The 14,201-nt window shown below is 37.5% G+C and carries 7 protein-coding genes and 1 pseudogene; all 8 read left to right on the top strand.

The genetic code is table 11. From position 1 onward, the window contains the following. The first annotated feature begins 692 nt into the window (after positions 1 to 692). The 8 genes and pseudogenes from DIZ80_01390 to DIZ80_01355 all read left to right on the top strand — a co-directional run bounded on the left by DIZ80_01390 (position 693) and on the right by DIZ80_01355 (position 14,141). Positions 693 to 3,467: a hypothetical protein gene (locus DIZ80_01390; GenBank protein ID RDH86150.1), complete on the top strand. Its 2,775-nt coding sequence runs from the start codon at positions 693 to 695 to the stop codon at positions 3,465 to 3,467. 97 nt (positions 3,468 to 3,564) lie between these two features. Beyond that, positions 3,565 to 4,941, top strand: a complete 1,377-nt coding sequence (locus DIZ80_01385; protein RDH86149.1) for a hypothetical protein — start codon at positions 3,565 to 3,567, stop codon at positions 4,939 to 4,941. 253 nt (positions 4,942 to 5,194) lie between these two features. Then, positions 5,195 to 7,822 carry a hypothetical protein gene (locus tag DIZ80_01380; GenBank protein RDH86148.1) on the top strand — a complete coding sequence of 876 codons (2,628 nt, stop codon included), beginning with the start codon at positions 5,195 to 5,197 and terminating at the stop codon, positions 7,820 to 7,822. Between the two features lie 30 nt (positions 7,823 to 7,852). Next, on the top strand, positions 7,853 to 8,761 hold the full coding sequence (locus DIZ80_01375; protein RDH86147.1) for a hypothetical protein: 909 nt from the start codon (positions 7,853 to 7,855) through the stop codon (positions 8,759 to 8,761). Between the two features lie 40 nt (positions 8,762 to 8,801). Then, positions 8,802 to 10,424 carry a hypothetical protein gene (locus DIZ80_01370; GenBank protein RDH86146.1) on the top strand — a complete coding sequence of 541 codons (1,623 nt, stop codon included), beginning with the start codon at positions 8,802 to 8,804 and terminating at the stop codon, positions 10,422 to 10,424. A gap of 780 nt (positions 10,425 to 11,204) precedes the next feature. Then, positions 11,205 to 11,291 (top strand): annotated as a pseudogene (locus tag DIZ80_01365) (VPLPA-CTERM sorting domain-containing protein). 163 nt (positions 11,292 to 11,454) lie between these two features. Further along, a complete protein-coding gene (locus DIZ80_01360; GenBank protein ID RDH86145.1) occupies positions 11,455 to 13,248 on the top strand; it encodes a hypothetical protein in 1,794 nt (597 codons plus the stop codon). 131 nt (positions 13,249 to 13,379) lie between these two features. Beyond that, on the top strand, positions 13,380 to 14,141 hold the full coding sequence (locus DIZ80_01355) for a hypothetical protein (GenBank protein ID RDH86144.1): 762 nt from the start codon (positions 13,380 to 13,382) through the stop codon (positions 14,139 to 14,141). Positions 14,142 to 14,201: the final 60 nt, after the last annotated feature.

Raw genomic sequence — 14,201 nt, 5'->3', positions numbered from 1 at the left:
TCGTCGTAAGCAGTCTTAATTCTTAGGAATTAACGCATTGTAAAAAAACGAGACCTTAGGGTCTCGTTTTTTTTTGCTTAAATTTTATGTTTTATTGGGTGCGTATAGTGGTAATACGCTGTTGTATAAAAACTGGTGAAGTTTTGTATTTAAGGTAGCAATTAATAAAGGTAGAAGATTGCTGTTAAATGTGAAGCATATTTTTCGCCCTGGCTTCTGTTTTCTTGGTTGTAGGTGTTTGTGGTTTTATTTCTCAGTATCATGATGTGACTAATTCAGAAAGACGGGTAATGCTTTAATTGTAAATGTATAAAAAATCACCTATTTCAAATAAAAGCTTTATTTTGCATTTTTTTGATGAAAAAGTATTGACAAGTAGTTATCACATGCAATCAAATGTATTAAATTGTATTAAATAATAATAATTAGCTTTTAGTTGGTTGGGGCGCTGAAAAAAAATATTTTTTATATCAGTAAATAAACTAAAAAACCCTTATAAATCAGGCTGTAATGAGTTTTACAAGTTATTGTATTCATGTTAATCTTGCCGTGTTTGTCGCAGTGTTTTAAAGGGCTTAAATTGTACTTAAGCGTGGTAGATATAAATATTTTATTATTAATATGTTTTTAAAGTTTTCTTACTGTAATACAAAGTTTGAGCAATAATTAATTTGTTATAGGGTCACATAATTATGAATAAATTCAGAGGTAATTTCCTCAAAAAAACAATACTATCCAGCTCAATTGCAAGTGTATTGAGTTTAGGTGTTGTAGTTGAAGCACAAGCAGATATATATGAATTTACGTTTGCTAATGCTGGTTGCGTTGTAACTGGTACCAATGATACATGTACAGGCCCTGGCGATGGTGTTTTTACGATTGTAAATGCGTCAGGAGCACCAACACAAAATACCAGTTATCCCTATTATGCTGATACTGACTGGGGATATGGAGTACGTACACAAATAGGTGGCTCGCTTACAATGGATGTAGGCACAGGTAAGGGTGTTGCAACGATTGACCCATTTGAGTTTTTTGCAAGTGGACTGGCAATTGCCCATGATGTGACATTTGAAGATATTGATAATGCGAATGATGCATCGGGTAACCTCTGGATGGCTCAAATGTTATTCGACTGGAATGCTAATAATGATATACCTGTTTCACTTGTGTGGGATCTGCAGGGTATTTTAAATAATTTATCAGGTATTGCGGTTAATGATGTTATATCCGCTGTTGGCGCAACACCGGGCTCAGACTTTCTTAAGCAGACTTTTCCTTTGGGTGCATCGCCTGTAGCAACCACTTCTATAGATACAACTGATTTATGTGGTGATGCTGATGGCATTGGTGGAAATGCTGATGATGTCGCATGTGCTTTAGGATTAAATCCTAGTGGTACCCTCCCATTAATAATCGATACGGCACAAATAACGGGTCTTGGTGCACCTGTTAATACGGGTATCGGTGGCTCACCCATGGTTGCGGGTCCCTTTGTTGGTTTCGGTGCCAACTTCGATATTCAGAGATTAACTTTGGCTGCATATAACGATACGACTGCGCCTGTTTTGACGTTAGGTAGCTCAACGGTAGCGGTAGCATTTGGGGGGGGATTTGATCCAAATAGTCCAGGTGTAAGTGTAACCTGCGCAGATAATGCGGATGGTAATGATGATATTACTAATGCAGTTGGTGTTAATTCAGATATTGGCTTTACAGTTGCCGGTGCTACAGTTGATGTCAATACGGAAGGTAACTATCTGGTTACTTATAGTTGTACTGATAATGGGGTAGCACGTGCAGCGATCACTGATGATCCAAATAACTCTGGTTCTCCATCAGTACCTGCAAGCAATACTTCATCTACACAAACTTTGACAGTGACGGTAAGTGATGTGGACAGACCAGTAATAGCGGTAACGAGTCCAGTCACTCATGAAGCTTGTACTGTTTACTCTAATGTTGCAGATAATACAGGTTTATCTGCAACTGATTTGCAAGATGGAGCGATACCCGTAGGAAGTATTGTTAAAACAGATAATAATTCTATTATTGGTAATAGCTCTAATGAATTGGCATCCGGTGCAACTATTGATTACGATTTTACCGATTCAGGTACTGGTAACCCAGGTTCTACACCCTTAGTCGCGGCTACTCAAACGCGTACGGTTAATTTTGTTGATACTCTGGCACCTGTCATTACAGTGGCTGGTGGTACGACGGTTAATATAGAGTCAACCGCATGTGCCGCATTTGCTGCCAGTTTACCAACGGCTACGGTTGTTGATGCCAATGGTGATTGTAATGCAACTATCTCACCAATTAGCACAGTAAATATAGTTAACTGTACCGTGCCTGATGGGCAGGATACTCAGCTAAGTACATTAATTTATAATGCGGCAGATACTGCAAACACACCTAATACAGCCAGTGAAACTTCTACGGTAACTGTTTCACGCTCTGAGCCTGTAATTACCTTAAATGGTGGTGGTATTGTTCTGGGTATTGATGATACCTATACCGAACCTGGTATGGATATTCATGATGTTCAGGATGGGGATGTGGCTGATGCCGTTGTTAGTGGTACTGCATCGGGTATTGACTACGAAATTACAGGAACTGTAGATACGTCTACGGCGGGTACATATACCGTTACTTATGACGCAACTGATAGTATTGGTAATGTTGCAACTACTGTAACGAGAACGATTCAGGTAGGTATTTATGCGCAGGGCAGTAACTTCACCATGCTTAATCCTGCAGGTACTACCTTTGGTGGCACAAATGACGTAGCGTTTGATTGGGATGAGTCGAAGAATACATCTGAATCTGATACTAATTTCAATATGCAGATTTCATCGGCATTGCCTCAGCCATTCTTTGGTTTCCTTTGGACGGCGCATGAAATTCGAGTGTTTGGCCCAGGTTCATACAGTTTTGATACTACATGTACGGTTGCTCAATTAAGGGGCGGTGTAACAGCTTGTAATAATCCATTAGAGGGTACACAAACTGAGCGTTTCATAACGATGGAAGTGGGCACAGATCAGCTAGGTGCACATATCCTGTTTGACTGGAATGGTACTTTAAATATCGATGTTGTAAATGTTTGGGAACAGAATGCAGTATGGAATGACCCAGATGGTAGTGCCTCACCAGTGAATAATCTGTTTGATGGTGTATCGGGTGAAGCACCCGATCCAGCGACTACCTGGAAATTAGTTTCGATTGATCACAATGCAGATGGTTTCGTTGGCTCGCCAATGGTCGATGGACCTTTTATCGGCTTCTATGCAAACTTTAATGCGGGCCCTGGCGATTCAATTGAAAGATTGCCGTATACAGGCGAAGTTGATGTAGGTGCTGATTTCACGTCTAAACCAGGTGTTGGTTCAATTGGCTGGTTAGCCGTCATTGTTCCTGCGATTGTATTGTTACTTACAGGTGTGAGACGCAAACTGAAGTAATCGACCTATTAGGTAATGGTTTTAATTAACCATTGCCATTTTTATAAAAAATTATATACAGATAGAAGAATAATGCTTTTTATCTAGGGGATTTTAAATGAAAACATATTTGAAGCGTGCTTTATGCATTGCTACAACAGTTGGTTTAATGGCACCAACAATCGCAACTGCAACAAATGGTTATTTTTTAATTGGCTTTGGCGCTAAATCACGTGCCATGGGTGGTACTGGTGTTGCTTATAATATGGAGGGTATGGCAGCTGCATTTAACCCTGCCACTATGGTTGACTCTGAAAATGAATTTGATCTAGGTGCTGAAATATTTCACCCGCCCAGATCTATTTATCATGACAGTGGTGTATTAGGGTTTACAGATGAGCCGTCAAATCATGATTTATTTATGATACCTTCAATGGGCGGGACATATAAATATGATGATAATATTACTTTAGGTTTTGCTTTTATTGGAGCAGGTTTAAAAACTGAATATAATCAGTCTGATACCAGTAGTAGTTGCCAAAGAACGAATAGTGTAACCCCCGGTTCATGTCCTCCAACTGTTTTTAACCCTGCGTTAACTACTGTACCAGGAGGAGAAGCGGGTGTTGAGTTAGTTCAAATGCAGATTCTTCCAAGTATTGCTTATAAACTAAATAATCAACACTCTGTTGGTGCATCTCTAGCCATTGGTTGGCAGTTTTTTAGAGCTGAAGGTTTAGAGTCTTTTGGTGATTTAGGTTTTACGCCTAATTCTACTGCTATTGATTCGGGTTGGGATAATTCTTACGGTGCCGGTATTCGTTTGGGTTACTTTGGTAAGTTTCTTAATGACGACTTAAGTGTTGGTGTTAATTATTCTTCTCGTACATATATGACAAAATTTGAAGATTATAACAATCTTTTTGCTGAACAGGGTGATTTTGACATTCCTGAAAACTATACAATTGGTCTTGCTTATAAGGTGATACCAGATTTGGTCGTAGCACTTGATATCCAGCGAATAAATTACAGTGATGTTAAATCTGTGGGTAATCCTGGTCCTAATGCAGCAGATCCTGGTGATTTTAATCCATTGTGTCCAGGTCTAGATGATGATTCATGTAAGCTAGGTGGCGATAATGGCATGGGTTTTGGTTGGGTAGATCAGACCATATATAAGTTGGGTGTTGATTGGAGTTATAGTGAAAAAATCAATTTACGCGCGGGTCTAAACTATGGTGAATCTCCTATCCAGAGTGAAGAGGTTCTATTTAATATGTTGGCACCTGCAACACCTGAATCACATATAACTATAGGTGCTAGTTATATGTTTAATAAAGACTATGAACTAGCTGTTAATTACATGCATGCATTTGAAAATGTAATTACAGGTCCAACTGCCTTTGGGCCTGGTGGATCTGTTGTTGAAGGAACAAACGCAGCAATTTCTATGGTTCAAAATTCTCTAGGTGCAACCTTAAGGATTAAGTTCTAATTTTTTAAGTGTCTATGCCAAGGATGGCGTTCATTTCTTTTATATGATTTATTTCTAAATCATAAAGTCATTATTCAAATTTAATTTCAGATTAGGTGCAGATACGCATAGGTTTCTGAAATGTCGGATAAGTTGACATAAATTTCAATTTCCTAATTTATAAATTCCATAACCTATTGTTTATATGATGTTAATTCTAAATGGCGTGGATCGTGCATTTAAATTGTATCTAAAATGATGACGCGTTAAATATATGGAAAAAGTATTACAAGCTATCATAGTGCTGATTCTGGTGTTACTCACCTCAGGAGTCACCATAGCAGGTAAGTTGCACTCTGCTACAGATACCGACTCTATTACACTTAGAGCGTTAGAAGCATTTCATGGTAGTGATAGGTCAGGTAAAGACGGTGTTATGAGAAAGGCAGGTTATGACCTGTCTTTAATAGTGTCTGAATATAAGGATTATAGTAATAGAGGTGGTTTTAAAAAGTTAAAAAAACACTTTAAGCCTAGTGTCGAGCTTGCAAAAATTCATAATGAAAAGATTGTTGTCGATATTGTTGCATCAGCTGATACAGATAAGTTAGTTAAACAATTAAAGAAACGCGGGATGGAAAATATTTCTGTTTATGGGCGAATAATATCTGGCTCTATTCCTATTGATTCACTCGAACCTATTTCGGGCTTTACAAACTTAAGGTCTGTAAAGGCTGCTTATTCACGAACAATGTCAGGCAGTGTGGATTCGCAGGGAGATATTGCAGAATATTCAGATGTAGCAAGATCTATGTTTTCTGTTAATGGTAATGGTGTAACCATAGGCACGATATCAGACAGTTTTAATTGTTTAGGTGGCGCAGCCGCTGATGTTAGCTCTGGTGACTTACCTCAAAATATTAATATTTTATTAGAGGACGCGTCATGCTCATCGGTCACAGATGAAGGGCGTGCAATGATGCAAATCATCCACGATATTTCACCAGCTGCTTCTCAAACCTTTTATTCAGCAACCGGTGGTATGGCGTCTGTTGCTAATGGAATATTGGATCTGGAGCAAAATGCAAATGCTGACATTATCAATGATGACATAATTTATTTTGCGGAACCAATGTTTCAAGATGGAGTTATCGCCCAGGCAATTGATACAGTGAAGTCTAGAGGTGTTTCTTATTTTTCTGCGGCTGGAAATAATTATAGGCGATCATATGAATCAATTTACCGAAATTCAGGTGTAAGGGGTTATTCATCGAGAAGTAAACGGCATGATTTTGATTCTGGGACATCGACCGACTCGTTAATGCAAGTAACAATTCCGGCCAATACTCAGATTGTTTTTGTATTGCAATGGGATGATCCGTTCTTTTCTATAAGCGGAGCACCAGGTGCTGACACTGACATGGATATGATTTTATATTCTGCATCAGGGCAGGTCCTTGGCGGCAGTATAGATAGAAATACGGGTGGTGATGCGGTTGAAGTGTTTGCTTATACAAATACTTCAAGTGACGCGGTTATTTATCAAATTGCCATTGATAAAGTATCAGGCCCTGATCCAGGGCTGATTAAATTTGTGTACTTTGGTGGTATGACAATCAATGAGTATGCAACAAGTAGTGCAAGTAGTTATGGCCATTCCAACGCTAATGGTAGTCACTCGGTGGGTGCTGCAAGATATTCAAAAACACCGGCATATGGTGTAACGCCACCTTTAGTAGAAGGCTTTTCGTCTCGTGGTGGTCTTTCAGTTTTATTTGATCTTGCAGGTAATTCAATAAATGAGCTTCGACTTAAGCCAGATATAGTCGCGCCTAATGGTGTGGATAATACCTTTTTCGGTTCAGACTATGATGGCAACGGCTTCCCCAATTTTTTTGGGACATCAGCAGCTGTACCGCATGCGGCTGGTGTTGCAGCATTAATAAAATCATTTAGTTATCAGTTAACCCCTGATGAAATTTATACAATAATGGATACTACTGCAATTGATATGGGTAGTAACGGATTTGATTTCACATCTGGTTATGGATTAATTAATACTGTAGCTGCATTAACCAGTATGGATTTAGATTTAGATACTGTACTTAATGAAGTTGATAATTGTCCTAATGATGAAAATTTAAACCAGGAAAATAATGATCTGGATTCACAAGGTGATGTATGTGATTCAGATGATGATAATGATGGGATTTCTGATACAGATGAAATTGCATGGGGTTTAAATGTATTTGTTTCTGATACTGACAATGATGGCTTAACTGATTATGAAGAAGTTTGTTTTGATGGGGACTGCTTAAGTTATAACCCTTTTCCATCAGGGTTGGATGCCGATGCAAATAATAATGACACCGATGGTGATGGGGTACTTGATGGAAATGAAGTTGCTCTAGGGACAAATCTTTTGGTTATAGAACCCGCTGCACAAATTAGTGATGTAGGTGGTGTTGTTAATCAGGGTGAAACCGTAATCATAACAGGTGCCAATTTTTGCATAGAGCAGTGTGGTAATGTTTCTACAAATACAGAAACAACAGTTATGTTGGGCTGTCAATCTATAGAGTTAAGCTCAATAACACCTGGCTCGTTTGAATTTATTGTGCCACTTGATGCGATAACAGCGAATATTAAAGTGATTACTCCATTTGGTACATCAACAGATGCGTTAATAAATGTTAGTGGTACTTTTCAGGTTGGAGATATTAATGTTGATGGAGAGCTTAATGCTCCTGATTTATTATTAATGCAAAAATTTATTTTAAACATCAGTACACCTAGTGTTTCACAATCTCATCAAGCTGATATTTATCCGCCTTGTTCTGCCGATGGGCTAATAGATGCAAGTGACTTGTTCTTGTTACAAAAACAATCATTAACACAGTAATTAAAGTTGCTTGATAAATAAGGAAAACATATGAATTTTAGTAAGCAATCAGATAAAAATATATATGTAATAGTTATCGTGATGTTTTTTATGCTTCAAGGTTGTACCAATTTACAAACTTTTCCGGGAGTGGCGCGAGCAGGTGACACTATTACGCTTGCAGTTGGTTCGGCAGATGGTATGACTAAATCAGCAGCGAATACTACAGCTGTTTATGTACCAAATGTGGGCACTGAACAACCATTAACTATTCGTTCTGTTTTTAATTTATATCCAGACAAAAGAAGTCGATTATATTTAACGAATTCTGAAACTTTGCCGGTTATCGATAGTTCAGACCATGAGGCTTGGCAAACTGTAGTCGTTCTTGATTTACCTGAAGATCTACCTGTTGGAATGGGTAGTATTCAATTTAATTCGATTGCGAAATTCCCTACTATTACCAGTCATATTAACGATGTGCCAATTTCACTAGAAATAGTAAGTGGATTAGGGGCACCAACCATATTTACTCATGAATTTGGTATAGGTTCTTCTCGAAATGGCGATTTGGCGTTACTTGAGCCTTTACCGCATGCTCAGGTTACACCTCCCTCAGATAATACATATTATGGAGCTATAGAGCTTAGATTGACTTTGCCAACAACGGCAGCAGTACCATTAAGTGAGGAAAATGTGCGGGTTGTTGTGGATGATATGACGCCCAGTACCGTATCGAATCGAAATGTAGTATGGGGTGTTGATAACAATGAGTTAGTTATTATGTTGATGAGTCCTAATGGATTCTTACAGACAATTGAATCAAGGTTTTCTATTGTATTAGCACCTAAAATTAGTTTTACATCGCAACCCGTAATTACAAGCTTAAACTTTTTTGATGTAAATGGTGATCCAGTTTCTGGAGCTGTAGCGACCGATTATTCAGTGACTTTGAATTAATAAACAAATATTACTTATAACAAAGAACTTATAAAAAATTATGATACAAGAAGCCTTTAATTTGCTTAATACAGGAAGAAATGAAGAAGCAAAGACGTTACTAAATCAATTAACAAAAACAACACCTAATGATCCGCAATGCTGGTACTTATTTGGTTTGGTCAAAGCAAGGTATCAACAGTTTGATGCAGCAGAGGCGGATCTATTACATTCATTAGAATTAAGCGTTACCCCTCAGGCATGTGTGGCTTTGGGTCAGGTTTATCTTGGAACTAATAAAATAGATAAAGCTGAAACGTATTTAGAAAAGGCGCTTTCATTAGATGATACATTAGTTGAGGCATATAATGGGTTGGCAACTATCTATGCCTCAACGGGTAAAGATGCTCAGGCTATCAATTATTTTGAAAAAATAATTGATATGAATGTGGCTAATGAATTTGTATATGGCAATGTTGCTTTGTTGTATGAACGTTTGCGTAAGAGTGAGCAGGCGAATGAAGCAGCAAGTAAAGCGTTTTCACTTAATCCTAATAATGTGCCAGGTAACTTGGTTCTAGCTAGAGTTGATAGAAAAAACAAAGAGTACGATAAAGCTATTGGAAGATTAAATAAAATTCTAAATTCCCCCAATATTCATCCTTCAGTCATGATTAATATTCAATCGGAGCTTGGGTTGAATCTGGATTTAAAAGGTGATTATAATCAAGCTTATAGAGCGTTTTTAGCGAGTAATGAGGCATCAAAGCAAATAGCAAAACAAGCACCTTATGATAAGTCTTATTATTTAAATAAAGTTCATAATAATAAAATGTGGTATTCCCCTGAAAACGTAGCAGCGTTTCCATCAGTTAGTATTGGTTCATCTAATGATATATATACAGGTCGAAAACACCCGGTGTTTTTTGTTGGATTCCCGCGTTCGGGAACAACTTTAGTTGAGCAGATATTGTCATCAAATTCAAATATTGAAACTTCTGGTGAAGAATTTGGTTTAAATTATTTGATTGATTTTGCAAAATCTAATATTGGAAGTTCGAGAGCCTATCCTGAGTTTATGCAGGATTATGATACGGAAAATAAAATCTTTGAGCTTCGAAATGAGTATTTCAATAAATTAAAAACAGCTTGTGGATTTGAGGGTGGAGATCATTTGTTTATTGATAAATTACCCTTGAATATAGTGGATCTGGGTTTTATTAATCAATTATTTCCAGATGCAAAAATCATAATGGCATATCGAGATCCACGAGATGTTTGTTTAAGTTGTTTTATGCAAGCCTTTCAATTGAATCCTGCAATGATTCAGTTTTTAACCTTGAAAGACACGGCAAATTTTTATGCAAAAACAATGGAGTTATGGTTGCAATATAAAGAAGTATTGAATATAGAAATATTTGAGTATAAATATGAAGATCTAGTTGAAGATTCGGAATCTATAACTAAAAATATGGTTAGCTTTCTTGGTGAAGAGTGGTCATCTGAAATGCTGGAATACTATAAAGAAGTTGCCACTAAACATGTAGCAACACCAAGTTTTGCAGATGTTAAATCACCTATATACTCTCGTGCTGTTCAGCGCTGGAAAAACTATGCAGAAGAAATAAAACAAGTTGAAAGTGTTTTGGAACCATATATAAAATCATTTGGGTATGATGTTTAGTTGTGCATAATTTTATTAAATATTAATTTAAATAAATGGTGTGTGCCACACATTGCATACGATCTAGTTTTTTAGTGTTTACAAATCCTATGGCTTCAGTCCTTGCTATAGTTTTTGGTTTTATCAAAGGCGTATTCTTTTTGTGTTTATGGAGGATAAAAAATGAATGCAGGCTGCCAGTTCAATATAAAGTTATTATCTTATAAAGGTCTGTATTATTGAAATATAAAACTTAATAAGGAAAATAAAATGTTTAAAATAATTTTAATATGCGTGATTTCTGCTTTTTCTTCAATAACATATGCTGCTACATGGAATGTTCTCGGTGGTACTTTTCATGTAATAGATGGGTCAGGCTCAAGTCCCAATGGGGCTCCGATTTTATTTAATGGTAATGGTTCATTTTCTGATGGTGTTTTCGATGGTAGTGCAAGTGCTTTTAGTACTGATAGTTCAGCAACTTATGCAGGCGTTGAGACTTTTCAATACTTAAATGAAGATCTTGTTGCGTTTTTTGCGCCATCTGGAAAAGATGGTGAAATCGACAGGCTGACAGGGTTGAATGCACCATATATTGATTTGAATACAATGACAGCGGATATGAGTTCTATGTTTGCAAATTGGAACTCTGATCCAAGCATAAGTTATGTAGGCGAATATAATATAGGTGGTATTGCTGCGGTAACAACACTTGATGAATGGAGTTATGAATTGGCATGGAATTCACTTCAGGTATCTGGTCCGTATCAAGGTTTGACGGTAGAAATGACAATGCAAGTCAGTTCTGTTCCTGTGCCTGCTGCTGTTTGGTTATTTGGTTCAGGTTTGATTGGTTTATTTACCTTTGCCAAACGCAAGAAAGCATAGGTTTTATTTTTTTGAAGTCAACTCATTGAGTTGACTTCAAAAAATAAAGACTTAGTAGGTGAAACGCTTTGCTACTTAAGTAAGATGTCATGAATGACTTGTTATCTGAAATAAATACAAAATAAAATTATTAATTGTTACATAAAATTAGTGGAAATAAATAATGTCCGAACAAACTGTCTCTGCTTTGGGTGACCAGGCATTTGCATTATTTAATGGCGGCGACCTACAAGGTGCTAAAGTACTGTATGAAAAAATTTGTTCATTAGATCTTAATAACCCTGAGGCAACAATGATGTTAGGAGTCATTAAAGCAGATTCAGGTGATTTATCTGGGGCCGAATTTTTTTTGCAAAAAGCGTTAGCGCTTGATCCAGAGTATGCTGATGTCTTTTTTTACATAGGACATGTATTACAAGCCAAGGGCCAGCTAGAAAATGCCGTTAAAAATTTAGAGCGAGCAGTAGAATTAGACCCAGAGTTTAATGAAGCAAAAAAACTTTTAAATGAGTTACAGATGAAGTTTGCTAATGCTTTGCTTCAACAAGGAAAATTACAACAAGCTGCAGAGAGCTTTCAGAAAATAACGCAACAACAACCTCAGTTACCCATTGGTTGGGTTATGCTTGCACAGCTTCAGGCACAACAGGGTGCATTTGCTAAAGCTGAACAGTGTTGTCTTGAAGCGATTCGGCTAGATGAAAATATGCTAGATACACATCTTTTACTAGCTTCAATATTATTAAATCAAGGCAAGGTGCAGGATGCAAACCATTACAGTGATCGTGCTTTGCAATTGGATTCAGGTCATATAAATGCGATTGCATTAGCTGCAAATATAGCCAAACATTTAGGTAATCCCAAAAAAGCTTATGATCTTTTATCGCCACTATTAGAACAGGGCATTCAACAGGTAAATGTCGCATTGGCATTTGCCATGATTAGTAAAGATCTTGGTTGTCAGCAACAAGCCATTGCATTAATGAAGAAAATTTTATTATCTGACACTACATTAAGCGTGCTAAATAAAATTAACCTTAATTTTAATTTAGGCTTGTTGTACGACAATATCGAAGACTATGATAATGCTTTTTTGTACTACCAGCAGGGTAATGACCTAAAGCCAGTGAGCTTTGATGCAGAAGCTCACACACGTGAAATAGATCGACTTATCTCGGTGCACAGTCAAGCGTTTATGGAAAATCAACCACGCTCTAATATATATTCAGAGCGGCCAATCTTTGTACTAGGCATGGTACGTTCAGGTACCAGTTTGGTAGAACAAATTTTATCCAGTCATGGGGATGTTTTTGGTGCTGGTGAGTTGGGTAATATTTATCAGATGAGTAAAGAGCTGCCCAGTATCCTTGAAACAAATGATGAGTATCCCGAATGTTTATCTCAACTTACTCAAAAGCACACAGATGAATTATCAAAAACATTTTTAGATCACCTTACACATTTATCCCTAGATGCCAAACGAGTGGTTGATAAGTTGCCTGGTAACTTTATGTATTTGGGTCTGATTGAAAGTTTGTTTCCCGGCGCACGCGTCATCCATTGTATACGTGACCCACTAGATACTTGCTTGTCGACTTATTTTCAAGATTTTTCAACCGTTCATTCTTATGCGTATGACCTCACTAATCTGGGTGCGTATTATCAAAGTTACCGAAAGTTAATGTCTCATTGGCGTAAGGTTTTGAGTATTCCAGTACTTGAACTTAACTATGAAGAACTGGTGAATGATCAGGAAAAAGTGAGCCGATCATTGGTCGAATTTTGTGGGTTAGAGTGGGATGATAATTGTCTTAAGTTTCATGATAGCAAGCGGGTTGTAAGAACAGCGAGTTATGATCAGGTTAATAAACCTTTACACACTAAATCAGTCGCCCGCTGGAAAAATTATGAGAAGCACTTAACACCTCTCATTACCGCTTTAAATAATAAGCACTGATTGTTTGTTTTATTAGAAAAAATTTTTAGAAATTATTAAGATTTAGTTTGGTTTTATCGGTTTTGGAATAACTTACGATAGCCATGTTGTTCGGTTATTTAAAATGAAAATACATAAAGAAAAATAATATTATGAACGCAAAAAAAACATTATTAAACACCGCGATTGCCGGCATATTAACGAGTGCAATTTTGGCACCTGCTCAAGCAGATATTATTGATTTCAGTTTCGATGGTTTAATGACATTTGTTAACGCAAACGGTGACCCATCTATAAATACCTCTTACCCATATTATGGTGATACCACATGGAGTTATGGTAAACGGACACAAATTTCTGGCACGATGAGTTTCGATACAATAACCGGAGCAGGTACAGGGACGATTGCCCCATTTGAGTTCTTCGCAAGTGGTCCATTGCTAATACATGATATAGCGTATCAAGCAGTTGGCGACGGTGCAGGAGGTCCAGGCTCACTAGTTATAGGTAGCATGCTTTTTGACTGGAAGTCTACAAACATTGCTTTAGAAATTGTGCTTGATGCATCAGGCTTATTCGGTGCGTTAGGAGGTGGCATGACGGTAGGTGATACTGTCTCAGGTATTGGTACGCTGGGTGCAACAGAAAATATGATTGGTGACCTACCCATGGGGCTTGTTCCAGTGGCGACTTCTACATTAGATACAGATGGTGCTTCAATCATTGGCGATGATGGTATCGGAGGTTCGTCTATGGATAATGGCCCATTCAGTGGCTTCAATATGAACTTCGATATGACTTCAGTCACTATGACCGATTACACACCTTCAGCTGTTCCAGTGCCTGCCGCTATTTGGTTATTCGGTTCAGGTTTAGTTGGGTTAGTCGGGTTTGCGCGGCGCAAGAAAAAATAGTTATTAAACTTTTGTTTGTAAATAAATTAACAGGGCTGCTCGCGTATTTCATGGTTTTAA

The organism is endosymbiont of Galathealinum brachiosum, from assembly GCA_003349885.1.
GTDB lineage: Bacteria > Pseudomonadota > Gammaproteobacteria > SZUA-229 > SZUA-229 > SZUA-229.
The sequence above is the reverse complement of the archived record's forward strand: the minus strand, read 5'-3'. Positions and strand labels throughout refer to the sequence as shown.

Coding starts and splice junctions, on each gene's coding strand:
- DIZ80_01390 (RDH86150.1), top strand. CDS start 693: ATGAATAAATTCAGAGGTAATTTCCTCAAAAAAACAATACTATCCAGC.
- DIZ80_01360 (RDH86145.1), top strand. CDS start 11,455: ATGTCCGAACAAACTGTCTCTGCTTTGGGTGACCAGGCATTTGCATTA.
- DIZ80_01370 (RDH86146.1), top strand. CDS start 8,802: ATGATACAAGAAGCCTTTAATTTGCTTAATACAGGAAGAAATGAAGAA.
- DIZ80_01385 (RDH86149.1), top strand. CDS start 3,565: ATGAAAACATATTTGAAGCGTGCTTTATGCATTGCTACAACAGTTGGT.
- DIZ80_01355 (RDH86144.1), top strand. CDS start 13,380: ATGAACGCAAAAAAAACATTATTAAACACCGCGATTGCCGGCATATTA.
- DIZ80_01375 (RDH86147.1), top strand. CDS start 7,853: ATGAATTTTAGTAAGCAATCAGATAAAAATATATATGTAATAGTTATC.
- DIZ80_01380 (RDH86148.1), top strand. CDS start 5,195: ATGGAAAAAGTATTACAAGCTATCATAGTGCTGATTCTGGTGTTACTC.